18 protein-coding genes and 1 riboswitch are annotated in these 23962 nt (G+C 46.1%); of the genes, 8 read left to right on the forward strand and 10 right to left on the reverse strand.

Translation table 11 applies throughout. From position 1 onward, the window contains the following. Window positions 1-79: 79 nt before the first annotated feature. From rfaD to N4A56_RS06355, 4 genes are read right to left on the reverse strand one after another with little or no spacing between them, the layout of a single operon-like run. Window positions 80-1051 (reverse strand): ADP-glyceromanno-heptose 6-epimerase, encoded by a 972-nt coding sequence (rfaD, locus tag N4A56_RS06340; RefSeq protein ID WP_293670716.1) that lies wholly within the window; start codon window positions 1049-1051, stop codon window positions 80-82. Window positions 1052-1070: 19 nt separating this feature from the next. Then, entirely contained in the window at window positions 1071-1748 is a 678-nt protein-coding gene (locus tag N4A56_RS06345) for a YkgJ family cysteine cluster protein (RefSeq protein ID WP_293670718.1), read from the reverse strand. A 36-nt stretch (window positions 1749-1784) separates the two neighbouring features. Beyond that, window positions 1785-3152: a DUF1566 domain-containing protein gene (locus N4A56_RS06350; protein ID WP_293670719.1), complete on the reverse strand. Its 1368-nt coding sequence runs from the start codon at window positions 3150-3152 to the stop codon at window positions 1785-1787. A 16-nt stretch (window positions 3153-3168) separates the two neighbouring features. Further along, the gene (locus N4A56_RS06355; protein ID WP_293670720.1) at window positions 3169-3903 is read right to left on the reverse strand and encodes a metallophosphoesterase family protein; all 735 of its coding nucleotides are present in this window, start codon (window positions 3901-3903) and stop codon (window positions 3169-3171) included. 206 nt (window positions 3904-4109) lie between these two features. Here N4A56_RS06355 and gnd point away from each other — a divergent pair, with 206 nt between their 5' ends. From gnd to N4A56_RS06370, 3 genes are all read left to right on the forward strand, one after another. Beyond that, the gene (gnd, locus tag N4A56_RS06360) at window positions 4110-5009 is read left to right on the forward strand and encodes a phosphogluconate dehydrogenase (NAD(+)-dependent, decarboxylating) (RefSeq protein WP_293670722.1); all 900 of its coding nucleotides are present in this window, start codon (window positions 4110-4112) and stop codon (window positions 5007-5009) included. Between the two features lie 8 nt (window positions 5010-5017). Next, window positions 5018-6619 carry a glucose-6-phosphate dehydrogenase gene (gene zwf / locus N4A56_RS06365; RefSeq protein ID WP_293670724.1) on the forward strand — a complete coding sequence of 534 codons (1602 nt, stop codon included), beginning with the start codon at window positions 5018-5020 and terminating at the stop codon, window positions 6617-6619. Window positions 6620-6755: 136 nt separating this feature from the next. Then, window positions 6756-9545, forward strand: a complete 2790-nt coding sequence (locus N4A56_RS06370) for an ATP-dependent DNA helicase (RefSeq protein ID WP_295545876.1) — start codon at window positions 6756-6758, stop codon at window positions 9543-9545. A 65-nt stretch (window positions 9546-9610) separates the two neighbouring features. On the opposite strand, the gene N4A56_RS06375 is transcribed toward N4A56_RS06370, so the two are convergent. After that, window positions 9611-9997, reverse strand: coding sequence for a hypothetical protein (locus tag N4A56_RS06375; protein ID WP_295545878.1), 387 nt, complete (start codon window positions 9995-9997; stop codon window positions 9611-9613). Window positions 9998-10604: 607 nt separating this feature from the next. After that, window positions 10605-10765: riboswitch (cobalamin riboswitch) on the forward strand. Window positions 10766-10934: 169 nt separating this feature from the next. Between N4A56_RS06375 and N4A56_RS06380 the strand changes: the two genes are divergently transcribed. Beyond that, window positions 10935-13007 carry a ribonucleoside triphosphate reductase gene (locus tag N4A56_RS06380; protein WP_293670729.1) on the forward strand — a complete coding sequence of 691 codons (2073 nt, stop codon included), beginning with the start codon at window positions 10935-10937 and terminating at the stop codon, window positions 13005-13007. 95 nt (window positions 13008-13102) lie between these two features. Here the strand turns inward: N4A56_RS06380 and N4A56_RS06385 are convergent, their stop codons facing one another. After that, the gene (locus tag N4A56_RS06385; protein WP_293670730.1) at window positions 13103-14473 is read right to left on the reverse strand and encodes a PFL family protein; all 1371 of its coding nucleotides are present in this window, start codon (window positions 14471-14473) and stop codon (window positions 13103-13105) included. A gap of 82 nt (window positions 14474-14555) precedes the next feature. Further along, window positions 14556-15119, reverse strand: coding sequence for an ACT domain-containing protein (locus N4A56_RS06390; RefSeq protein WP_293670732.1), 564 nt, complete (start codon window positions 15117-15119; stop codon window positions 14556-14558). Window positions 15120-15405: 286 nt separating this feature from the next. On the opposite strand from N4A56_RS06390, the gene N4A56_RS06395 reads away from it, so the two are divergent. Then, the gene (locus tag N4A56_RS06395; protein WP_295545882.1) at window positions 15406-16101 is read left to right on the forward strand and encodes an aspartate/glutamate racemase family protein; all 696 of its coding nucleotides are present in this window, start codon (window positions 15406-15408) and stop codon (window positions 16099-16101) included. 94 nt (window positions 16102-16195) lie between these two features. Here the strand turns inward: N4A56_RS06395 and N4A56_RS06400 are convergent, their stop codons facing one another. Both N4A56_RS06400 and N4A56_RS06405 read right to left on the reverse strand, forming a co-directional pair. After that, window positions 16196-17287 carry an SO_0444 family Cu/Zn efflux transporter gene (locus N4A56_RS06400; protein WP_293670735.1) on the reverse strand — a complete coding sequence of 364 codons (1092 nt, stop codon included), beginning with the start codon at window positions 17285-17287 and terminating at the stop codon, window positions 16196-16198. Window positions 17288-17680: 393 nt separating this feature from the next. Continuing rightward, on the reverse strand, window positions 17681-18811 hold the full coding sequence (locus N4A56_RS06405) for a hypothetical protein (RefSeq protein WP_293670736.1): 1131 nt from the start codon (window positions 18809-18811) through the stop codon (window positions 17681-17683). A 449-nt stretch (window positions 18812-19260) separates the two neighbouring features. Between N4A56_RS06405 and topA the strand changes: the two genes are divergently transcribed. The 3 genes from topA to N4A56_RS06420 all read left to right on the forward strand — a co-directional run bounded on the left by topA (window position 19261) and on the right by N4A56_RS06420 (window position 23327). Beyond that, window positions 19261-21546: a type I DNA topoisomerase gene (gene topA, locus N4A56_RS06410; protein ID WP_295545884.1), complete on the forward strand. Its 2286-nt coding sequence runs from the start codon at window positions 19261-19263 to the stop codon at window positions 21544-21546. A 447-nt stretch (window positions 21547-21993) separates the two neighbouring features. Next, complete coding sequence (locus N4A56_RS06415) at window positions 21994-23196, forward strand: MFS transporter (RefSeq protein ID WP_295545885.1); 1203 nt, start codon at window positions 21994-21996, stop codon at window positions 23194-23196. A 2-nt stretch (window positions 23197-23198) separates the two neighbouring features. Beyond that, the gene (locus tag N4A56_RS06420; RefSeq protein WP_295545887.1) at window positions 23199-23327 is read left to right on the forward strand and encodes a hypothetical protein; all 129 of its coding nucleotides are present in this window, start codon (window positions 23199-23201) and stop codon (window positions 23325-23327) included. 154 nt (window positions 23328-23481) lie between these two features. Here N4A56_RS06420 and N4A56_RS06425 read toward each other — a convergent pair whose 3' ends face one another. Further along, window positions 23482-23823 (reverse strand): hypothetical protein, encoded by a 342-nt coding sequence (locus N4A56_RS06425; protein WP_293670739.1) that lies wholly within the window; start codon window positions 23821-23823, stop codon window positions 23482-23484. Window positions 23824-23962 lie beyond the last annotated feature (139 nt).

Raw genomic sequence — 23962 nt, forward strand, 5'->3', positions numbered from 1 at the left:
TCCACCTTTTTTTATTGCAAATTACATGTGGCAGATACACTCTGCCATATGATTTCATATGCTTTATACGCGCTAGAAACTATAAATACGGGTCTTCCTGAGCAAGGTAGTTCTGCACGTAGTCTTTTGCACCTTCTTCAAGAGAACGGAATGTTACCGGACAACCTGCATCCTGAAGACGTTTCATTGGTGCTTCTGTAAAGTACTGATACTTACCGCGCAAAATTTCCGGCATTTCAATGTAGCTGATATTAGATTCAATATCCATTGCAGCAAAAACAGAATTGGCAAGATCATTCCAAGTACGGGCATTGCCTGTACCAATATTAAAAATGCCGTTAGCCTGCGGATTTTCAAGAAGCCACCACATAGCTTCAACGCAGTCTTTTACGTATACAAAGTCACGCTTTTGCCCACCGTGCGGGTAATCCGGATGGTAAGACTTAAAGAGCTTCATCTCTTTAGTTTCACCAATCTGAGAGAATGCCTTGCAAACAACACTCATCATGTTGCCTTTATGGTATTCATTAGGACCGTACACGTTAAAGAATTTAAGAGACGCAATCTTGTCGAGACGTCCGGTACGTTCTGCCCATAGATCAAAAAGCTGCTTGGAGTAGCCATACATATTCAATGGCTTGAGCTTATGCATGGTCTCAAGAGAATCCTCAAAACCGAACTGTCCATCACCGTATGTAGCAGCAGAGCTTGCATTAATGAAACGGGCGTTGTTCATAAGCGCAAGTTCGCACATTGCTTTTGTGTATTGCAGATTGTTTTCCATAAGGAAGTCTGCATCTTTTTCGGTGGTAGAAGAACAAGCACCCATATGGATAACTGCATCAACTTCCCAAGGAAGCTGGTCATGCATCACCATCTCAAGAAAAGTATCGCGGTGGACATATTCTTCGTATGTGCGGTTAACAAGGTTTTTCCATTTTTCTGTAGAAGCGAGGTTGTCCACAACAATAATATCTGTAATGCCCATTTCGTTGAGCTTCCAGACCATAGCGCTGCCGATCATTCCGGCGCCACCAGTAACAATGTACATTATGTCCTCCTAGCAGGAGCTAGCTTGCTTTTTTCTCGGTAATTTTCTCAAGTTTCGGACCATGCTCAGTTTCAACTACTCGCAAGCCAAACATAGATACGGTTTCGCCAAGGGTGCGTCCAAAAAGAAATTCCATTTCAGTTGCCGGAACTCCGGCTTTTTCCATAACAACTTTACGGAAAGCCATATCGAAACGAACTGCTTCAAGAAACTCTTCTTTTGCGGAAGGGTCTTCTTTCATGCGCTCAAAAATAGTTCCGAGGTACTCGTAACCACATTTTTCTTCATGCATCCGCACCAGTTCAGCATAGCCGTTGTTATCACCAAGAACATCAAAACGGGTAATGCGGTTTTCGTCGTACATTTCCTGAATTGCATCAGGATTCCAACAGTCCAGAGTTCTACATTCTGCCGGACGGTCGTTGTAGATGAAGCACAGACGATCCACTACGTTAAAAAAGCAACAAGTCCATGTGCTCTCGTTACGGCGGGTAATCTTGACAATTTCCTGCTGAAGCGGTTCAAGCTGACCTGTAACGTTGTTACGCATCAACTCACCACGACGAAATGTCATAAGATCTTTACGTTGAAAAATACCTTTTTCGTACAGCTCTAAATCTTCTTTGTGCAGAGCAGGACCGCCCTTGGCACAACAGGTACCGCAACGGGTACATTCTTTTTGTATTTCCTGACCCATGTTAGGTCTCCTTTTTTATCTGTATGGACAGTTCGTCTATCCCCGCACCGCTCGTACAGCAAACTGGCATGTCATGTCCTGCCAGCCGACAAACCCCATTGATGCACTTACAAACCATGCCGCCATATACGACTTTGTATCACACGTCCAGAGCGTATCCTGTGCGCTGTCCAACAACTGCGGCACACAAAACGCTCCAAGTTCCGGTGGTTCCTGCACTAGTGACGATAATTCATCGACTGTTGGCAATCGCCAATCTTGAAAGCCTGCAAATTTTTGCTCATTCAACACCGTAATGTATGTATGAGCTTCATCCCATGTACAAGCAAATTCACTGCCGGACTGCTGCCACTTTTTACCGGTTGCAGCATCCGTTACTGTGCCGTCTTCATTATCAACCAAATCTGCCATGCCTACGCAATCTGGTCGCCATAATGAATCCAGTCCAAAAAATTTCTGTGCGTTATCAAGCCGAACCTTAACAGGTTCTGAACGAAGAACAGGGGCATCTGTAGGGCAAGGAGGCGTCTCGGCGAACTCGTCAATAAACCGGCACTCGTTATCTACCCGCTCGCGCCATACTTCCACTAGCGAATCAAGCGCCAACCGCATTTCTTTAGCTGTAGAAAAACGCTTTGCAGGGTCAAACGCCATTGCTCTATCAAAAAAAGCATCCCAGTCACTATCTAAATCAAGAGAATACTGGCTTGCACGCGGAACAACATTGTTTGTATACAGAGCTTCATCCGTAGGCAACACTCCGGTAAGCATGCGGTATAACATAACGCCCACTGAAAAAATATCCGCCCTGCCGTCTACACTGTCCGGCGCTGCTTCCTGTTCCGGCGCGGCATAATACGGAGAGCCAATCCGCTCACCTTTAGCCGTGGATGTCGGCAACATTTCCCCGCGCAAACGGGATAATCCAAAATCTATAAGCTTGATTTCGTCCAGTCCGGTAATCATCAAGTTAAACGGCTTCACATCGCGGTGCACAATTCCAGCCTGATGCATTCTATACAGAGCATCAAGGGTCTGGGACGCGTACGAAACCGCAACCGTGAGAGGCAATTTCCGAGTTGGTGCTTCAACACGGTAACTTTCACCGATGACCATGCCAAGGTTACGACAAAAATACTCCATCACAAAAAAAGGCGTGTCGCCCGCGGTATCGTAGTCCCATATTGCTGCAATATTGGGATGATCGAGTTTACCCATTATACGAGCTTCTGTTTCAAAACGCGTAATCAACTCGTCCCGATCAACAAGAAGCTCCATCATCTCTGATGGTTTAAGCACCTTGAGAGCTACAATTCGATCTGTAACAGGCTGACGAGCTTTAAATACAGCTCCCATGCCGCCTCTTCCAAGAAGCCCGCATACCGTATAACGTCCAATCTTCATGAAATATTCCTGTAGCCTACGGCATCAACCGTCTGGCGTACCGTTCCGGCAAACCGCGAGCCTTCATCTTGGCAACAGTCTCAGCGGGGTCGTATGCAACACAGCGTACAATAAGCTCATGAGACTCCGTGTCCCACACAAGATATTTTGCCCGTGGGTCACCGTCCCGTGGTTGCCCTACCGCACCTGCATTTACCATATACCGGCTGATAAAATCGAGAGTATATTCCCCTTCATGCAAATCACACCGCTCTACAACGCCGTTTGCAGCGCGTACGAGTCCCAACTCATGTGTGTGTCCAAGAAAAGCAATTTGTTCGGGAAAACGAGAAAATTTTAGCAGAACTCTTTCGTCGTCCAGTTCCCATATATATTGGAAAGCAGAACGCGGCGGTAGCCCGTGAACAAACAACGCGCCGTGTAACGAAAGGACAAGAGGGAGCGAGCGCAAGTACTGCAATGACTGTTCAGAAAGCATCAACGCTGTTTTATCCACGACCTCTATGGATTGCTTGTTGAAACAGGATCGATACTTACTGCGCCCAACGCCAAGCTCATGATTTCCGGCAACGGAAATAATACCCCGCTCCTGTACCGCTTTTACGCATAATTCAGGGTCGGGACCATACCCCACAATATCCCCAAGAGAAATTATCTCCGAAACATCTGGAAAAGAATGGGTAATATCATGTAGCACATGAGTAAGGGCTTCATAATTTGCATGAATATCTGACAGAACTGCAATTCGCATATGCGGAGCATATCAGGAAGTGATTTTGCTGACAAACTTTTGCCAGTACAATTACAGCGTTCAAAGGAGATTGAGAAAAGGCAAGGCAGAGCCACGACTACGGCATATATAATCACTGAAGATTGCACTAACCGCGCAGCTCACGTACCCTGAAAACTGGATTCTTTCTTTTACCGAAACAATAGTACTTTTATCGAGGTAATCGTATGCAAATAGCAATGATCGGGCTTGGGCGTATGGGAATGAACATGGCACGCAGACTTATCAAGGACGGGCACGAAGTTGTTGTCTGGAACCGTTCCCCTGATAAAGTTGCCACCATGGTTTCGGAAGGTGCAATTGGAGCACAATCAATTAAAGAAGCAGTACAAAAACTTACTGCACCGCGCATAGTATGGTGCATGCTCCCTTCCGGTGCTGTCACCCAGAAAGCTCTTGGAGAAATTTTAGAAGCACTTGATTCTGACGACCTTGTCATTGAAGGCGGCAACTCTTACTGGAAAGACGATCAAAAAAACTCAAAAAAATTTGTCGAAAAAGGGTGCGGCTATATTGATGCCGGAGTTTCCGGTGGCGTGTGGGGATTAAAAGTCGGGTACTGCACCATGGTTGGCGGTAAAGACCGTTTTGTCCACCGCGCCAAACCTATTTTCGATTCTCTTGCTCCGCCACGAGGCTGGAAACATGTAGGGCCTGTTGGAGCCGGTCATTTTGTTAAAATGGTACATAATGGCATTGAATACGCCATGATGGAAGCCATTGGTGAAGGCTTTGATCTCATGCATAACGGTCCTTTCGATCACCTTGATCTCGGCGGCATTGCAGACCTGTGGGGACAAGGTAGCGTAGTCCGGTGCTGGTTGCTCGAGCTGCTTGTTCTTGCCTATGAGCGTGACCCCGACCTTTCTTCCATTCGAGGATACGTTGACGACTCCGGCGAAGGACGCTGGACAATACTCGATGGCGTAGAAAACGGCGTTTCTGTTCCGGTGCTGGCGCAATCTCTCTTTAAGCGTTTTGAATCACGGCAGAAAGATGTTTATTCCAACAAAATTCTTGCAGCTCTTCGTAACGAATTCGGCGGTCATGCCGTTAAAAAAGAGTAGGTGCGCCCATGCCAAGTTTTGAAGCAACCGTTGCTCCATCCTCTGCCCCCTGTGAAGAGCGCAGACCGGACGGATGCGGAGTAATTATTTTTGGTGCATCCGGTGACCTTGTATACAGAAAACTCCTTCCGGCACTCTTTCATCTGTTTATGCGCGAACTCATGCCGGAGCAATTCTATATTCTTGGATTTGCCCGCACAAATATGAATGATGACGACTTTCGGAATCGAACACGGGAAGCACTCAGCGATGCCCACGAAACGAGCGATTCTGCAATTATTGACGCTTTTCTTTCCAAATGCATGTATGTCTCCGGTGACTACAAAGATCCTGAAGCCTATAAGCGCTTGCAAAAAAAAGCTGCCAGTTGCGATTGTGATTTCTCACAAAAAGAAAATAAGCTCTTTTATCTAGCACTGCCACCACAGCTGCATCCAACAGTTGTCAGCCGGTTATCTGAATGCGGTTTAACTATGGAAGGTGAAGATAAAAATCCGTGGGCACGCGTAGTTTTTGAAAAACCGTTCGGACACGATTTAAACTCAGCACTGGAACTGGATAAACATCTTTGCTCCATGCTCACACCGTCACAGATTTTCCGCATAGATCACTATCTCGGAAAAGAGACGGTTCAGTCCATTTTGATGCTCCGCTTTGCAAACATTATGTTCGAACCGCTTTGGAATCAGCGCTATATTGATAACATCCAGATAACCGTAGCGGAATCCGTGGGCGTTGAGCACAGGGGCGGATACTACGAACAGGCGGGATGTCTGCGCGACATGTTCCAGAACCATATGTTGCAAATGCTCTCACTTGTCACAATGGAACCACCAACACGGTTTGAAGCAGAATTTGTTCAAGGCGAGCGGGTTAAACTGCTTAAAGCTATACGTCCGTGGTCAGAGCGTACTCTTAAGGAAAATATTGTCCGTGGACAGTACACCGCAGGAAGGCTGCACGGCAGCGACGCTATTGGGTATCACGATGAAGCAAACATCGCGAAAGATTCGCAGACAGAAACCTTTGTCGGCATGAAACTCTATATCGATAACTGGCGCTGGCAGGGAGTGCCTATATATATGCGTTCCGGCAAACGCCTCAGCATGCGCGAATCAGAAGTAGCAGTAACCTTCAAGCGTGTTCCACACTCCATGTTCGGGTTTGCTTCCCAGCACGAGATGCCAGCCAATATTCTGGTTATGAAAATTCAACCGAATGAAGGGGTCGATCTTACAATCCATACAAAGCAGCCGGGTCCCAAAACCTGTATGGCAAGCTTATCCCTTTCGTTTAAGTACGAAGAAGTGTTCGGCATTGTTCCACCGGATGCGTATGAACGATTATTACTCGATTGTATGCTCGGAGACCGTACCCTTTTCCTTTCCAGTGAAGGGGTAGAAGCCGCATGGACAGTCGTCGATCCAATCCTCAATTACTGGCGGGATCACCCAGAAAATGCACCACTGCATCCGTATAAATCCGGTTCATGGGGCCCTGCTGCCTCAGATGATCTTCTGCTACGAAGCGGACACCAATGGCGCAACCCACCGGAAGAACACGGAACCCATTTCAAAAGTCTGGCAAAACCGCTCATTGTGCGGAAATAAGTATTGGTACTAATCACTATCAGGGGGAAGCTTATACACGAACAGCTTCCCCCTGATAGTGAAATTTTTCCAGCCCAGAACACCTATTCACGAAATCACACCTGACAGGCATGGTAGCATTTGATATATCCATAGCATGTTTCGTCCTTTTACTACCCCTATTGAAGATATAGCCATCATCTTCGGACATGAACGCACCCGCAGCGACGGTCAGAAAAGAATATATTCCATCGCTGGGGTACGAATTTCACCAGATGCCAAGACCAGCACCTTCACCTCACACATTCGCTCAGATAAATTACGCGCACGAGAGTATGCCCATTCTCAACTTAGCGAAGCACAGTTAAAAAAAGCACCGGACGAAATAACGGCATCGGGTCATTTACAAGACTTTCTCGAAGGGGTGGACCATATTATAGGATATGTTCCCAATGGACATATCATCTCCCTTGAGCCGCTCTGCAACAATGAACGCATTATTGATGCCGCTCTGCTGGCAGATTACTTCATGCCGTGGACTGGTGCGGCTACAGCAAAATCCCTATGGGAATATTTAAACAAGCAGGAGCGCAAAAAGGTAAGCTTTTCAGCAATGGAAGGTGCTGAACTATGCGTTGATCTGCTCAAGCATGTATTCGGCACTGTTCTCAACGACACATCATACCCTGCGGCGAGCACGCTGCGCTACTACTTACGGGCAAGCAACACGCTTTTCGGTACTTTTTGCTGTCACATGCTGGAACATTACAGCGATTATTTCGGACAATCCCTCATTACTCCGGCAAGTAGACCGGAAACTGCCGATTGGGAGCAATTTTTAGACACTGTTCCGAAGCAGAACAAGGAAACACCACGACGCGAAGCTTTCACGAAGCTGCCGGAAAACGAGATTCAACAACTGTTCGATCAGCTTGCTCATAAACGTAAAGGCTACAGTGTACGTCAGCCTCAAGTAGACTACGCTACCAACGTTGCACATGCCATAAATTCTAACGCTGTCGCCTGTATTGAGGCAGGAACAGGCACTGGCAAAACGTTAGGCTACCTGCTCCCTGTAATGGAGTTTCTTAAGCGCAATCCTTCCCAACGGGTTGCTATTGCCACTTATACTAAAAGCTTACAAAAGCAACTGTACGGTAACGAACTGAACGCCTGCCGTGAACTTTTTGGGCAATATAAGGATATCCCCGTTGCGCTCATTAAAGGGAAATCTAACTATGTGTGTGCGCACAAATTAAATGACATTCTTTCCCCGCTTCTTGATGGGATAGAACTCCTCTCATGGCTGTATTTTGCCAACATTTGCTATAACTACCGTATTGCAGATTTAGATGACGTGACGCCACGCATGCGAGCCTACTTTGATGAAGGTCGTACCCTGAGCAATATTGCGCAAGAAGTATCGGCGGGCAATGGATGTTTCAGCACCCACAAACAATGCCCCGGAAATATTGTTACTGCGGAAGCTGCCCAATCACGGCTGGTCATTACAAACCACAATAAGCTTGTGCTCATGGAAAATGACACACTCTTGAGCGGACTTTTTACGCATTGCATCATCGACGAAGCAAATCATTTTGAAGACGCAGTGCGCACGACATTAAGCCCAGAAGTATCTACATCTGACATTTTTTTCTACTGCAAATACCTGCGTGAGCAGTGCCGCAAACTTATACATGCCAGATCCATTTCGGAGATAATAGAGCATCAGGCAGAAGCGGTTGTCAGTGAAATTGCGTATGCAGTAACCAAAATGAATGCACTGCGGGATCAGTTCAAACAGATGAATCAGTCTGCCGCATATGGGGCTGTTCCTGTAACGCCTGCCCATGCAGCCTTCACAGAAGGTGATGCCGCAAAAGATCTTGCTATTTTGAACAAGCACCTCAAGCGCATTCACGAATTATCGGCATTTTTCACTGGTAAAAAGGCAAAAGATCTTCCCCTCGGCTACAAAACTATCTCCCGTTGCCGCACAATGCGAACATTATTGCAGGATGTTTGCACAAACCTTGATCTGATACGAAAAGGTCTGCACGAGGACGGCACATGGAAGTCTGTTCATGTTTTCCCGCGTAACTGGCTGTTATGCGGTGGACAAGTCTACATGGGAGCGTTCATCCGTGAGTCCATCATCAAACATCTCGATACAATGGTACTCACATCTGCCACACTCACCCACCAATCCAGTTTTACTCCGTATCGGCGTTCGCTGGGACTTGGTAAAGCAGACAGAGTGCCTTTTGCAGATGAAGAAGCACCGCAAAAGCCGTGTTTCGTTGCCCGCATAGCTCCACCTTTTACACCGGACTACTCTCTTGTCGTCCCTTCAGACGCACCGAGCGGTTTATATGACCAAAAAAAGCTGTGGCTGGAATACACGTTGAAGGTCTTGCCAAAACTCATTGAATACAATGACGGCGCAACCCTTGTTCTTTGTGCAAGCTATGAGGATTTAGAAGCGCTCCGTAAAAGTCTGGAAAATACATACGACGGTAACTACCCCCTCCTTTTTCAGAGAAAAGGAGAGCCAGCAACCGCACTTATCGAAGAGTTTCGAACAACCCGCGAAAGTGTCCTGTTCGGCGTAGAAACATTCTGGCATGGTGTAGATTTTCCAGGAAAAACACTTACTCAAGTTGTGATTACCCGCTTGCCCTTCCCTGCGCCCAACTCACCACTTATGGATGCCCGAAAGCGTTTTCTGCCAGAGGCAGCCTTCTGGGATCGTTACCGCTACGAAACTGCTATAAAATTCAGACAAGGAACTGGCAGACTCATTCGACGCGAGACCGACTCAGGAGTTGTTGTGGTGCTCGACAACAGGTTACTGCGCAATCAACGCCTTGCACCATGCGCTGTCATTCAAGGAATGCGCAACATACCGGCGCGGCATCGTGGCAAAGGATGGAAAAACAAACCATAACCTTTCAAAATTTATCTGGACAAGGGAGCACTGCCCCCTTGTCCTTATTTACTACGCAAAGCTAGTTATTCTTTTTCTCTCAACTGAGGCTTATCAGAAGCTTTTTTACACATGTTCTCGTATGCATGCGTAAAAAGCTTATTCAAGTCACCCATTGAACTCATACCGCTCATCTGTCCTGCAAGATATCCATGCAGAAAACCACGCTCGTATGAAAAAACTTTGGCTAAATCCATTTCGGTTGCTTTTGGGTTCTGCTTTTTAAATAACGCTTCCCCCTCAGTGAAGTATTGCTTTGCAACGGCATTTTTACGCATTTCAAGCGCAAGGTATCCGCACTGAATTTTATTCTTATAATTTCCTGCAACGGGAGCATTACTCATTTCTTTTGGAGCAGCCACAGCAACCTGCGCAACGAGCATTAAGCTCATTGCCAGTAACAATACTCGCATATCTTTTTCCTTATTTTTATAATGACGATACATTGAGACATTACGCCACACGCATGTCCCATCATATACGCAATGCTGTCATTTTTTATCCCTGCCAAGGCTGGCGGCTACGACTAGCACGTACAAAAAACAATCGCACTATATAGCGAACCACTGCAAAAAGCATATTCTTTTCGTAGTTAAATCGTAGCGCACGGAATGATCATCAATCAGGGTATAACAACATGACTCTGATTTCCCAGACAGCCTTCGCAGAGAAGTGACAACATTTTCTTTTACGCTCTATACTCATTTTTTTAAAAGCACATTCGCAATTATCTATAATAACACCACATCTACATGTAACCGTTTCATACCCTCTTTTTCTGTAACTCAAGTCACAGTTTACAGGGCTTTGAGCGGTATTTTACGGACGCTCAAAGGCTGCTTTTTTTGCTAACTCACCGGATTAGAACACGTAAGTGCAAAAAAGGTACATCGAATTTGTGCGTAAAAAAAATATATAAATGAATCTGGATAATTATCTTGTGAATTAGGTGTGGATTTGCCCTCGTTTAGAAACTCACTACTTGATGCTAAAGAGCCTTTTTGATAGCTCTTTGCCACCCAAAGAATACTTCCTTCAGGAGCCGAAAGGCGCAAAGGAAATCCGGTCAAAAATCCGGTGCGGTCCTGCCGCTGTAATCTTGCCAGTCTTCTCAAAGACTATCGCCCACACGGTATATGAAGCAAGAAAGCCAGCTCCCTTCCTGAAGTCTACCGGCACAAACGTGCTGCCGGTATAATTCAAATAATCCATAACCTGTGCCTGCGTATATTGGGGTTCCGCCGCAGTATACACATCCCAGGCTGTTAGATGTCGAATTGCTTCGCAACGCATGCGTTCTTTTCGTGTGCCTTTCTTTTGCCATGCACTTTTTATGACGTCGGAGTTGTAATGCCTAAACAGATTCTCAAGCGCGACGGTTGTATTGAAACCTGGTCCCTCGAACGAATTGCCCAAGCGATCCTTAAAGCACTCAAAAGCAGTGGCATCAAAGACCCACTTCTTTCTAAACGCCTTGCACGCAAGGTTGAGGAAAAACTTGCCAATGTAGAAGCTCCAGAGCAAGAACAAGTACAAGATACTGTGCAACAAGTGCTTATGGAAGCTCGCTTGTATGCAGTAGCTGAGCGTTACATCATTTACCGTGAAAAACGCCGTGAAATGCGTACACAAAATCAGGCATACTTTGACGTATCCAGCATGATTGAAAGCTACCTTGACCGCAGTGACTGGCGCGTTAATGAAAACTCCAACATGGGGCATTCATTCCAAGGTCTTATTCTTCACATGGCTGGTTCCGTTCAGGCTCGTTACGTGCTTGAAAAATATCCGGAAGAAATCCGTCAGGCTCATACTCACGGTTACTTCCACATTCACGATCTTTCCTTCGGTCTTGCAGGCTACTGCTCCGGCTGGAGTCTCCGCGATCTGTTGCTTGAAGGCTTCAACCTTGAAGGTCGCTGTTGTTCTGCTCCTGCAAAACACTTCGACTCTGCGTGCGGTCAGATTGTAAACTTCCTCGGAACATTGCAGAACGAATGGTCCGGTGCACAGGCGTTCAACAACGTTGATACATACCTTGCACCATTTATCCGCAACGATAACCTTGACTACCCTACCGTTCGTCAGCAGATTCAGAAACTTGTTTACAACCTGAACACCACTTCCCGTTGGGGCGGTCAAAGCCCGTTCACCAACTTTACCTTCGATATGGTTGTTCCTGCACACATTGCTAACGAACCAATCATTATCGGCGGCGCGTTCCAAGACTCCACATACGGTGACTACCAGAAAGAAATGGATATGATTAACCGTGCATTCCTCGAGGTTATGCTCGAAGGTGACGCAGATGGTCGTATCTTCTCTTTCCCAATTCCTACATACAACGTTACCAAAGACTTTGACTGGGATTCCAAACCAGCTCAGCTTCTGATGGAACTTACAGCTAAATACGGCGTTCCGTATTTCCAGAACTTCATCAACTCCGATCTTAATCCGGAAGATGTTCGTTCCATGTGCTGCCGTCTGCAAATGGATCTTCGCGAAATCCGCAAAAAGACTGGTGGTCTTTTCGGTGCTGGCGACCTCACCGGCTCCATCGGTGTTGTTACTCTGAACTTGCCTAAACTTGCCTACCTTGCACACAATGAAGAAGATTTCCTCGACCTCGTTGAAGAATATGCAGAAATGGCAAAAGAATCTCTCGAGTTCAAACGCAAACTTTGCGAAAAGAACCTCGATGCTGGCATGTTCCCGTTCTCTCGTCGTTACCTCAAAAACGGATACAAAGGTCACTTCTCCACCATCGGTCTTATCGGTGGTCACGAAGCATGCCTCAACCTGCTCGGAAAAGGTATCGAAACAGAAAGCGGTCTGCGCCTCATGCGTCGTGTACTCAACCACCTGCGCGCTCTTACAGTGCGTTTTCAGGAAGAGACAGGCAACCTGTACAACCTTGAAGCAACACCGGGTGAAGGCACTTGTTACCGTCTGGCTAAAACAGACAAAGACCTTTACGCAGACATCGTTTCTGCCGGTAGTGAAGTTCCGTACTACACCAACTCCACTCTGCTCCCTGTAGGTCTTACTCAGGACGTTTTCTACGCTCTTGAGCACCAGAACGAGCTGCAAACCCTGTACAATGGTGGTACTGTATTCCACTCCTTCCTCGGCGAAGCTGTACCGGAACCGGAAAGCGTAAAGAATTTCCTCATCAAAGCGATGAGCAATACTAAAATTCCTTACATTTCCGTAACGCCTACCTTCTCCATTTGTAAGGAACACGGCTACATCAACGGCGAACACTTCAACTGCCCGACATGTGGCAGCGAAGCAGAAGTATACACCCGCGTTGTAGGGTACTACCGTCCAGTAAAACGCTGGAACAAAGGTAAGCAGGAAGAATACCGCGAACGTCAGGAATACGCACTGTCTGCGGTAACTGATTGCTGCTGCGGCAACTAGTCTGCGCGTACGATACTATCAATAAAAAAGCCGTTCTGCTTATGCAGAACGGCTTTTCTTGTATAATCGGCAGGGATAAAAATCTAAAGGACAGCCTAGTTCTTCAAACTATGAATAGGCGCAGGAATGCGACCGCCAAGTTTAATAAACGGCTCTGCATTTCCACCCGGTACAGCCATAATTTTCGCTTCGCCAAGCAGACCGCCGAAGGAAACATTTTCGCCGACACCTTTACCCGGAACCGGAATAATTCGTACAGCTGTTGTTTTGCTGTTAATCATGCCGATTGCCATTTCATCTGCAATGATACCGGAAAGAGTCGAGGCTGTGGTATCCCCCGGAACTGCAACCATATCAAGACCTACAGAACAAACGCTGGTCATGGCTTCAAGCTTTTCCATAGTCAATGCACCGGATGCAGCAGCCGCAGCGATACTGGAATCTTCGGACACAGGAATAAACGCGCCAGAAAGACCACCGACATGTGATGATGCAAACGCACCACCTTTTTTCACTGCATCGTTGAGCATAGCAAGAACCGCAGTGGAACCCGGTGCACCAATAGAAGAGAGTCCGACAGCTTCAAAAATCTCACCGACAGAGTCACCCACTTCCGGAGTCGGAGCTAATGACAAGTCCGCCACACCAAAAGGAAGTCCGAGACGCTCTGCCACTTCTTTACCGATGATTTCACCGACACGGGTTACTTTAAACGCAGTTCGCTTAATAACTTCGGCGATGTCGCCAAGGCTGTTCGCACTGCCATCCTGCACGGCACGATCAATAGCTTTTTTAACAACACCGGGACCGGAAACACCCACATTGATAACTGCTTCCGGCTCACCCACACCAAGGTAGGCTCCCGCCATAAACGGTACATCTTGCGGAATATTGGCAAAGACAACAAGCTTTGCACAGCCAAGACCGTCTGAATCTGCCGTGCGCGCTGCGATATCTTTAATTCGCTGCCCCATAAGTGCAACCGCATCCATATTGATACCGCTACGTGACGATGCAACGTTAATAGACGAGCAAACACGTTGTGTCACTGCCAGTGCTTCCGGCAGGGAATCAATCAAGGCACGGTCGCCCTTGGTCATACCTTTTTCTACAAGCGCACCAAAACCACCGAGGAAATCAACACCCGCTTCCTGTGCAGCTTCATCAAGCACCTGACACGCCTTAACCATCTGTTCCGGCGTAAAAGAAGAACATACAACACCCATCGGGCTTACGCTGATACGTTTATTAACGATTGGAATCCCGTACTTGTCGCCCACCTCATTACACGTAGCCACAAGTTTTTGAGAATAATGTCTGATCTTGGTGCGAACTCTATCTGCAAACACGTCAAAGTCGTGACTTGCACAGTCAAAAAGGCTGACACCAAGCGTAACAGTACGAACATCCAAGTGCTCATTTCGGAGCATAGCTAAAGTACTGAGTACTTCACGATCTGAAAGCATCTTTTTTCCTTATAAAATGATGTACACAAAAACTCATCTTATACAGCTGCGACAATCAAGTAATGATTGTACCACATCTGAGCTACACAGGTTGCACCCTGTGCACCGCTTCGAAAATATCCCTATGCTGAACGCTCACCCGCAGCGAAAGCTCTTCCGCTTTGGTATTCAGCGCACCACGTAAAGCTGCAAGCTCTACAGAACCGGGGACAGTTACCTCAAAAACAATAAGAGCATGTCCATCCGGCTGATCTTTAGGAACAATAGCTTTCAGGTTGGCAATATTCACATTAAACTCACCAAGAATACCTGAAATTGCAGCAACCAGCCCTTTCTGGTCAGGGCCATCCACACTTACCACAAATGGCTGTGGATTTTCAGCAGACCAGCTTCTACCATCATAAAGGCGCGCTGTAACACTAAGGTCAATCTGTCGCTCAGTAAGTCCCTTCACCAGTGATTCTTGCAACGCTTCAACAGTGCACCCGTCCGGCATCTCAGCTATGACGATTGCAGCAAATTCACTATGCAGAATAGTTTGACTTACTTCATTAATATTGCATTCCAACCCTGTTAGCAGGCTGGATACCGCATGTACGACTCCCGGACCATCTTTGCCGAGAAATGATACAACTACCTTTTTCATATTTTGCACTCCAAACATATAGATACCGGAAGATTGATAGGCTCACACAATTATGTCAAGCCTGACAAAAGATAGTAGCCACACAGAACCATAGATAGCAGCTGTTTTACTACACAAGCAAGCTTCATCTCTTTTCACTACCCTACGTAGTCGGAACAGCCATATCCGCACAAGCATTTTTTAACAAAACAACACGCTGTATTTTATATATATTTTATATTAACAACAAAGCGTACATATTGGCTGACCAAGCCATGATATTTCAAATCACGCAAAGGATATTCGCATGAAAAAGATCGGGTTGATAGGCGGAATGAGCTGGGAGTCTACTGTTACATACTACCGACTACTCAATGAAGGCGTGCGTGAACGGCTCGGCGGTTTGCATTCATGTCGTATTCTTATGGAAAGTGTTGATTTTTCAGAATACGAAACACTGATGCAAAAAGATGACTGGGAAGGAATCGGCAATAAGCTCACACAAACTGCACTCAATACCGAGGCAGCTGGTGCGGATATGCTTCTTATCGGCGCGAACACTATGCATATGGCAGCTGACACGGTTCAGAGTTCATTAGAAATTCCTCTCATCCATATTGCTGACGCTATCGCAGAAAAGGCAAAAGAGCTTAATGTACAGAAGCTTGGCTTGCTTGGCACTACATTCACTATGGAAAAAGATTTTATCACCCGACCTCTTACAGAAAAATACGGGCTAGACGTTCTTATTCCTGATGAAAAAGCACGGACAGTTATCCACGATAGTATCTTTAATGAATTTTGTTACGGAAAATTCATTAGCAGCACTCGTGAAAAATACATCCGTATAATTCAGCAGCTTGAGCGTGATGGCGCTGAGGCAATTATCCTAGGCTGTACTGAAATAGCCCTGCTCGTTAAGCCGACAGATTGCAATATACCACTTATTGATACGGTACAGGCACATGTTGATGCTGCTCTCAACGCAGCGCTCGGTGAATAAAAACGCTTATAACATCTTATTCTGTCAGCATATTTGAAAAACAAAAAAGCCACGCTTTCAAGCGTGGCTTTTTGCATCTATAACTATCAATAAATTAGTGACATCCGCAGGAAGCACCATGCTGATTTCCACGCCCGACATACTGCCTACCCACAAGGATAAGTAATAAAATCGCAGATACATAGGCGATAATTCCATGCTGATGCGCTTCGACATCATTAATCCATGAAAAAACTGAAAGACCAAGTTTTGCGTACAACCAGTTCACGGCAAGACCAAGAATGACGGATGTTACCGCAATGGAACTTACGTAAATAAAGGCTACACGTTTACCGAGAGTCTGCGCTACGACAGTGATGGTTGCAGCGTTTGTTGCTGGTCCTGCTAACAGAAACACCAACGCACCACCCGGAGAAAGTCCTTTAAGTGCCAATGCGGCGGCAATAGGTGTCGATGCCGTTGCACAGACGTACATAGGCACACCAATGACTACCATTAGAATCATACTCAAAAGTCCGTCACCCACATATTCCTGAAAGAATGTAACCGGCAGGAATGTAGAGACAACAGCAGCGATAAGTATACCAATCAACAGCCATTTTCCGATATCAGCAACCAGCTCTCCAAAAGCGAACTGCATACCGGTCATAAATTTTTCTGTAAACTTTGACCCAGTGGATTTTGAAGAACAACAGCCAGAAGTGCACTCTTCTTTCTTTAAGGTCGTCGGTGCGAAATTAAGCGGAGTGAACTCCACTTTGCCCGGTTTTGGTTTTTCGGGAAACATATCAACCAGTGTTCCAGCAGTCAGTGCGGATATAAATGCTGCCACCGGACGGACAATAGTCATAATAGGGTCAAGCAACGCGTAGGTAATCGCTATTGAATCCACTCCGGTTTCGGGAGTAGAGATCATAAACGATGTCGTTGCTCCCTTACTTGCACCCTGTTGACGCAGTCCCGCTGCTGCCGGAATAACCCCGCAGGAACAAAGCGGTAAGGGAACGCCGAACATAGACGCCTTAACAACTGCCCCTTTTTTATTGCTACCAAGGTGGCGGGCAACAAAGTCATCCGGCAAAAATCCTTTAAGAAGCCCTGCGACAAAGAAACCGAAAAGAACGTATGGTGCGGCTTCAAGCAGTATGTCCCATACTTCGGCAAAGTATTGTATTACAATTTCCATAGTTACCTCTGAAAAAGCATTACACATGAATACGTGTTCATATGTAATTAAAACAGAAGGCTCAGCCGGTCAAGATTGAAAAAAATTATTTTTGAAAATAGGATTCAATTAAACAAAAAAAGGACATCAAAAATGATGTCCTTTTTAAATGATAACAATCTGAATCTATTATAGAAAAAGAGAGTACCGCGTCATACAAGATTACTGCTGCAACGCCATTTATTTACCAAAACAACACTGCAACATGCAGACTAGCCATCAATCTGAAAGGACATCAAAGGTGATGTCCTTTCGATACCTATAGTCATAACAGGCTCCGTCTACTTATTGACACATGATGAGCTTTGTAAACTCAATCCGCTGTCATTCTTCTGAGCGCGGCATTATAATACACTACGCAAGCATAGCTAAAGCAGCACTTAACTCAGCATTCAACCTGTTTTGTACACCAGATCGAACAAGTGGAGATGAGGTTACAAATTCAGTATGACGCTGTGCATAAACATTCTTAATAAATGTTTCCTGCATTTCTTCTGAGAAGCCGCCTGTTTCGCCAAATGCTTTTGCAAATATTTTCACAGCCCCACGAGGACCATGCTGCAAAGAGGTGGAAAGCAGAACTTCTTCCATAGCTGTACTCATGGAATCAATATTCATTTTTTCCTGCACAACACGAGCTACCGGCGTAAAATAGCGTGACTGCATAAATGCATCCTGCATTTTTTCAAACCGTACAGGGTCAATATTGGCTACTTCTTGCCAAGCTGTCGGCATTTCACCCTGCTTGGAACCAGTATTTATTTCGCCCGCTGCCCGCAGATGCAATGAGATATCTGAGGCATGCGTATCAAGATACGTCAAAAAATCGTCCATTGTTCCACGTGCAGAAGAGAACTGGTACTTACCGTACGAAGTTCCGCCTGTTGCATCGTATCCAATAGCACCAATATTTCCGGCTGCTCCAGATTCAAACATTGCTGCTAACGATCCGCGAACATTGGTTTTACCAATAATCACATTTTCAGCTTCATGCTGTTCGCTATCGTCGCTTGAAGCACTGTCAGAAGCTTGAACAACCGTTTCAAGATCACCACGAACGACTTCGCGGCTCATCATTCCTTCTAAATTAAATGCAACACCAGCGGCAGAAGCTGTTTCGAGCTGATTTTTTTCAGCTGCTTCTGTCAGCATTTTGAGTGCATTACTTAAAACATTCGGCTTAACAGCTGAAATGTCTATAAAGTTTGCAAGTTGAGAAACATTTCCTAGGTTCGTTTTTGCAGATGAAACCTGCTCTGTACCAAGCAATCCATAGTATGGAGATTGAATAGGTAGAACAGAATTTCCGGCAGACGAAGACGATGCCATCGCGTCTGCAATTTGCTGCGGTTCTCTAAGCAAGGCTTCAAAACGGCTTACACCATTGTTTTGTGCAGCATTATCAAGTTTACTCGCACCTGTGCGCCGTTTTGACTGCTGCAGGACTCCCTGCACCTGCGCCATAGAAATCTGGGTCACAGACATAGTTTTCCTCCTAAAGCTCCCCCGAGCTTGACAACGTACTCACGTTATTAAGCAAGTAAAATGCCAACCTTTTAGACTCGTTATAATCCGTGGCTTCCCAGAGGGGCGAGAGTACGTACTCACTGCTGTAATCCAAAACTTTGTCAATAATTTGAAAGTAATTTACTAAAAATGGATGCAACACATCGCAAGCAACATTCCTTCAGTCTGTATCATTCCCAAGCTGTGTACTTTTTGTAATATAGAAGCAATGGCAATCCGTTCTCCAATTTTGCATTGATCTTCAGGAAGATATGCTGTCCGTATTCAGATTTTAGAAAATCGACACTTGACGCTGACAGCATTTGCCGTATCTTCCCCTAACGGAAAAACGCTTAGCATCTGGTGCACCTATCTATTGTTGTACGATAGCTGCTGCACCTTAACCACCTTCGGATACAGGACATTCAATGGGAAAAGACCTGATAATTGTAGAATCACCCGCAAAGGTGAAAACAATCAAAAAGTTTCTTGGCCGTAACTACATGGTTCACGCCAGTGTAGGTCATGTGCGCGATTTGCCAAAAAAAGATCTCGGCGTTGACGAAGAAAAAAACTACAAGCCAAAGTATCAGATCATTCAGGGTAAGCAGAAAGTTGTTTCCACACTGAAAGAAGCAGCCGCTAAAGCTGACCATGTATACCTTGCTCCCGACCCCGACCGCGAAGGTGAAGCGATTGCATGGCATATTGCTGAGATTATCAAAAAAGAAAATCCTAACGCTAAGCGCATTCAGTTTAACGAAATTACCGCCCGCGCCGTTCGAGAAGCACTTGAGCACCCAAAAGATTTGAATGAAGATCTATTTGATGCCCAGCAAGCTCGACGCATTCTGGATCGTCTTGTTGGTTACAAGCTTTCTCCGCTGCTTTGGAACAAAGTAAAACGCGGTATCTCTGCCGGACGAGTACAATCTGTTGCCTTGCGTCTTATTGTTGAGCGCGAAGCAGAGCGCTATGCGTTTACTCCAGAAGAATACTGGGTATTCAAAGCTGAAATGGAAGGTGAAACTCCGCCGCCGTTTAAAGCAGCATTGCATAAAATTGCAGGTAAAAAAGCAGTTGTACCAAATGAAGAAGCCGCCCTTGCGCTTCAGGAAGCAGTGCTTGCCTCCACAATGACTGTTGAAAAAGTTGAAGAGAAAAAACGCAGCCGTCAGCCGTTGCCGCCTTTCATCACTTCCACACTTCAGCAGGCAGCAAGTCAGCGACACGGCTATTCTGCAAAACGCACCATGTCCATTGCGCAGCGCCTATATGAAGGTGTTGAGCTTGGCGACAAAGGTACAACAGCGCTTATCACGTACATGCGTACTGACTCTGTACGAATTGCGGACGACGCACGCGACGCTGCAAAAGAATTAATTCTCTCCATGTACGGCGAAGAATACGTTCCGGCAAAGCCGAGATTCTTCAAAACTAAATCCAGTGCTCAGGATGCTCACGAAGCTATCCGCCCTGTTGATGCTTCCATCACACCGGACTCCGTGCGTAGCCTGCTCCCGCGTGAGCAGCACGCCCTGTACACGCTCATCTGGTCACGTTTCATGGCTTCCCAAATGGCTGCTGCGCAGTTCCACGACACCACAGTGACCATCGCAGCCGCTCCGAATCCGACCACAATCAAAGACGCAGATACGCTTGCAAGCACATGGCGAGTTAAGGGCGAGCGTATGCTCTTCCCTGGCTTCCTTGCTGTTTCTCCGCAGAAGACCAAAGAAGATTCTGTTGAGTTGCCAAAACTTGAAGCCGGACAAGCCATTCGTCTCATCAAGCTTGATAAAGAACAAAAATTTACGCAGCCGCCAGCCCGCTTCTCTGAAGCGTCACTGGTACGCGAAATGGAAGAGCTTGGCATCGGGCGTCCTTCCACCTACGCGGCTATTATCTCCACATTAATAGATCGCGGCTATGCACAGCTGGAAGAAAAGAACTTTATTCCGACTGATTTAGGACGCGTCGTCTGTCAGCAGCTGGTAAAGCACTTCTCCACTCTTATGGATGTACGTTTTACCGCGCAGATGGAAACACTGCTTGATAACGTTGCAGAAGGGAAACTCAACTGGACACAGTTGATGACTGACTTCATGAACGATTTCAATCCGACGCTCGAAAAAGCAGCAACGGAAATGGAGTCCGTGAAGCAGGGACTTGAAACAGACCTTACCTGTTCAGAGTGTGGCAAGCCGATGATGATTAAATTCGGTAAGGCTGGCACATTCCTCGCGTGTTCCGGCTATCCAGACTGTAAGAACACATCAAACTTTACCCGTGACGACAACGGCAACGTCGTTCTTGTAGAGCGTCCAAAAGAAGAGCTGCAAAAAATGGGTGAATGCCCTGACTGTGGCAAAGACCTCGTGCTCAAACGCACTCGTACCGGAGGTCGTTTTATTGCATGCACAGGCTACCCAGAATGCAAACACGCCAAGCCGTTTTCAACAGGCGTCAAATGTCCGCGCTGTAACGAAGGCGAGATTGTCGAAAAATCTTCACGCTCTGGTAAAATCTTCTACTCCTGTAGCAGATACCCAAAATGTGACTACGCATTGTGGAACTACCCTGTTGAGGAAGAATGTCCACAGTGTGATTCCAAACTTCTGACAATCAAAACAACCAAGGCACGCGGCAAGCACTTAGCTTGTCCTGAAAAAACATGCCGCTACACCCGCAGCCTTGATGATGATTCTGAATAGAATCAATTGTTGTTGAGTAAACAAGGCATAAATACCTGAACTCTCAGCACAGACAAAAAATTAACAAAAGCCGCCCAAGCACATACAATGCTTGGGCGGCTTTTTGTGTAATTCCCTAGTACAATTCTAGGAAACCAACTCAACGATACGCAACAAAAAAACAATACTCTATTTGGAGATTGTCTTTTTTATCCCCACGGACGTGGGGAACACCTCAAACAGTAAACATAGTCCATCAAGCGTACCGGTTCATCCCCACTTGTGTGGGGAACACTTCGTGTGTAATTCGCCGCTCTAATGAAGCAGCGGTTCATCCCCACGGGGGTGGGGAACACTCTTTCGGTAACACACTAAAGATAAAGAAGAAAAATCGCCACATAAATTCTACCGACAAAAAACAAACAATTTTTAAAAAATCAGAAGTTATTATCCTAGAAAGACAGAGAGATGACACGCTATTCTTGCGGTATGTCAGATTCTGCACTCCCCAATCCTCTCAAGGATAAAAACCTGCTGCTCTCGCTTGGTTTAATCATTTTTATCCAGCTGGGTATTTCCAGCATCATTCCTATTCTTCCACTTATGAGCGATGAATTGGGGCTTTCGCTTGGCAAGGTGAGTCTTGTAGTAGCAGCCTATACGATGCCAAGCATTTTTTTGACACCCTTTGCCGGGTATCTTGCAGATCGATTCGGCAGAAAAGAAATTCTTATTCCAAGCTTACTTTTTTACTCTATCACCGGAACGGGATGTGCGCTTGCACCATCATTTAGTATGCTGATCTGGCTTCGGCTATTACAGGGTATAAGCGTGGCAACGTTTGGCGTACTTTTTTCCACGATCATCGGAGACCTATATTCAGGCAAAGAACGTGTCAGAAACATGGGCTATATCACCACAACATTCAGCGCCTGCACAGCCGTAATTCCACTTGCAGGAGGCTTGCTGGCGCTCATACACTGGCGGCTTCCCTTTGCATTGCCTATTTTTGGATTTGTATATGCAAATCTTGCGTTCAAACATCTTTATGTACCCAATCCAAACCATACACCAGACACCCGTAGCTATCTCGCAAACATAAAAAAATCTCTGTTCTTACATCATGGTCTGATATTGTATTCAATTACACTACTGGCAAGCGCAGGCAGCTTCGGTGCATATCAAATATACATGCCCAAGCTGGTAAATGTCGCCTTTTCTGGAAGTCCCGCACAAATCGGCAGCATACTCACGCTTTCAGCGTTGGTATCAGGTGTTATTTCGACACAACTCGTTGCCATCAACACCCTGTTTTCAAAGCGCAGTATGCTACTGGCATCCTTTATTCTCTATATAATAAGTATGGGAATGATGCCATTTGCTGGCACATATTGGGGGCTAGCTATACCTATGGCGTTAAGCGGATTGGCTCAGGGCATGTCGTACAGTACAATACTGATGTTTCTTTCCGAAGCATCCAGCGCAGCACAGCGCGGAAGCATTATGGCAATCAATGCCAGTATGCTCACACTAGGACAATCAATTGCACCATATATACTACTGCTACCGTACATGGCGGGCGGAACAGCATGGGCATTTATCACCGCTGCCAGCATTATGGCAGGATGTGTATGGCTTGCTCTACGGCTTCCACAAACGCATAGGCAGTGAATATGGCTACAAAGAGCACTGTGCACGAACAGTATCGCACAATGTTCTGCAAGCACATTGTCCGCGCATGCTTCAACACATCTCAAGATTGCTGTGATATGGGGAATAGAAGAATGGATAGCTCTATCTAGCAACCGCCGCTGAAGACGATTTATGCGCCAGATAATACCTTACGGCTTGCTGTGCTGAACCTAGGTAAGTTCTCGGAGGGGGGGAGAATACACAACAAGCCGTAAAGGTAGTATTACGCTGCCAAATGTGAAACAACCATTTGGAGGCGTATAGCTAAGCTCGTTTGGAACGGTCAAACTGCACAGCAGTACCGTAACAAGAGAAATATTTACTACCATCCGGATGGAACGCTATGTTCTCCTGATATCCGATGATGGCTTGAGCACCTTTATTAACTGCACGAGCAGTCATACCGAAAAAGGCATCGTCGGAATCATAGCCGCGACATGCAACCAGCCCGAGAACTTTTCCGATAGCACGTCCCTCGAGTACCTCAGTAGTTACTACAGGAAACCGACCGGCAAGAAATAAGTCCTTAACACGTTCCATATTTTCGGTACGAGCCTGTTCAGCCTGTGTCGGCTTTTTATCATTTCCACCAAGCAAAAATAACATTGTAGTCCTCCTGAATTGGCACCCTATCTATCGGGAACGCCACATAATTGTCTTTGCCGTGACTTATAGCAAGGAGCTTGCCATTTTTGTAAGCAACTGTTTATAAAGAACTAATTCAACACAATGTCAAAAAGACGCC

The sequence above is a fragment of the Halodesulfovibrio sp. genome (assembly GCF_025210605.1).
Lineage (GTDB): Bacteria > Desulfobacterota > Desulfovibrionia > Desulfovibrionales > Desulfovibrionaceae > Halodesulfovibrio.

Excerpts from the sequence above, each read along its gene's own strand:
- rfaD (WP_293670716.1), bottom strand. The coding sequence starts at position 1,051 with ATGTACATTGTTACTGGTGGCGCCGGAATGATCGGCAGCGCTATGGTC.
- N4A56_RS06345 (WP_293670718.1), bottom strand. The coding sequence starts at position 1,748 with ATGGGTCAGGAAATACAAAAAGAATGTACCCGTTGCGGTACCTGTTGT.
- N4A56_RS06350 (WP_293670719.1), bottom strand. The coding sequence starts at position 3,152 with ATGAAGATTGGACGTTATACGGTATGCGGGCTTCTTGGAAGAGGCGGC.
- N4A56_RS06355 (WP_293670720.1), bottom strand. The coding sequence starts at position 3,903 with ATGCGAATTGCAGTTCTGTCAGATATTCATGCAAATTATGAAGCCCTT.
- gnd (WP_293670722.1), top strand. The coding sequence starts at position 4,110 with ATGCAAATAGCAATGATCGGGCTTGGGCGTATGGGAATGAACATGGCA.
- zwf (WP_293670724.1), top strand. The coding sequence starts at position 5,018 with ATGCCAAGTTTTGAAGCAACCGTTGCTCCATCCTCTGCCCCCTGTGAA.
- N4A56_RS06370 (WP_295545876.1), top strand. The coding sequence starts at position 6,756 with ATGTTTCGTCCTTTTACTACCCCTATTGAAGATATAGCCATCATCTTC.
- N4A56_RS06375 (WP_295545878.1), bottom strand. The coding sequence starts at position 9,997 with ATGCGAGTATTGTTACTGGCAATGAGCTTAATGCTCGTTGCGCAGGTT.
- N4A56_RS06380 (WP_293670729.1), top strand. The coding sequence starts at position 10,935 with ATGCCTAAACAGATTCTCAAGCGCGACGGTTGTATTGAAACCTGGTCC.
- N4A56_RS06385 (WP_293670730.1), bottom strand. The coding sequence starts at position 14,473 with ATGCTTTCAGATCGTGAAGTACTCAGTACTTTAGCTATGCTCCGAAAT.
- N4A56_RS06390 (WP_293670732.1), bottom strand. The coding sequence starts at position 15,119 with ATGAAAAAGGTAGTTGTATCATTTCTCGGCAAAGATGGTCCGGGAGTC.
- N4A56_RS06395 (WP_295545882.1), top strand. The coding sequence starts at position 15,406 with ATGAAAAAGATCGGGTTGATAGGCGGAATGAGCTGGGAGTCTACTGTT.
- N4A56_RS06400 (WP_293670735.1), bottom strand. The coding sequence starts at position 17,287 with ATGGAAATTGTAATACAATACTTTGCCGAAGTATGGGACATACTGCTT.
- N4A56_RS06405 (WP_293670736.1), bottom strand. The coding sequence starts at position 18,811 with ATGTCTGTGACCCAGATTTCTATGGCGCAGGTGCAGGGAGTCCTGCAG.
- topA (WP_295545884.1), top strand. The coding sequence starts at position 19,261 with ATGGGAAAAGACCTGATAATTGTAGAATCACCCGCAAAGGTGAAAACA.
- N4A56_RS06415 (WP_295545885.1), top strand. The coding sequence starts at position 21,994 with ATGACACGCTATTCTTGCGGTATGTCAGATTCTGCACTCCCCAATCCT.
- N4A56_RS06420 (WP_295545887.1), top strand. The coding sequence starts at position 23,199 with ATGGCTACAAAGAGCACTGTGCACGAACAGTATCGCACAATGTTCTGC.
- N4A56_RS06425 (WP_293670739.1), bottom strand. The coding sequence starts at position 23,823 with ATGTTATTTTTGCTTGGTGGAAATGATAAAAAGCCGACACAGGCTGAA.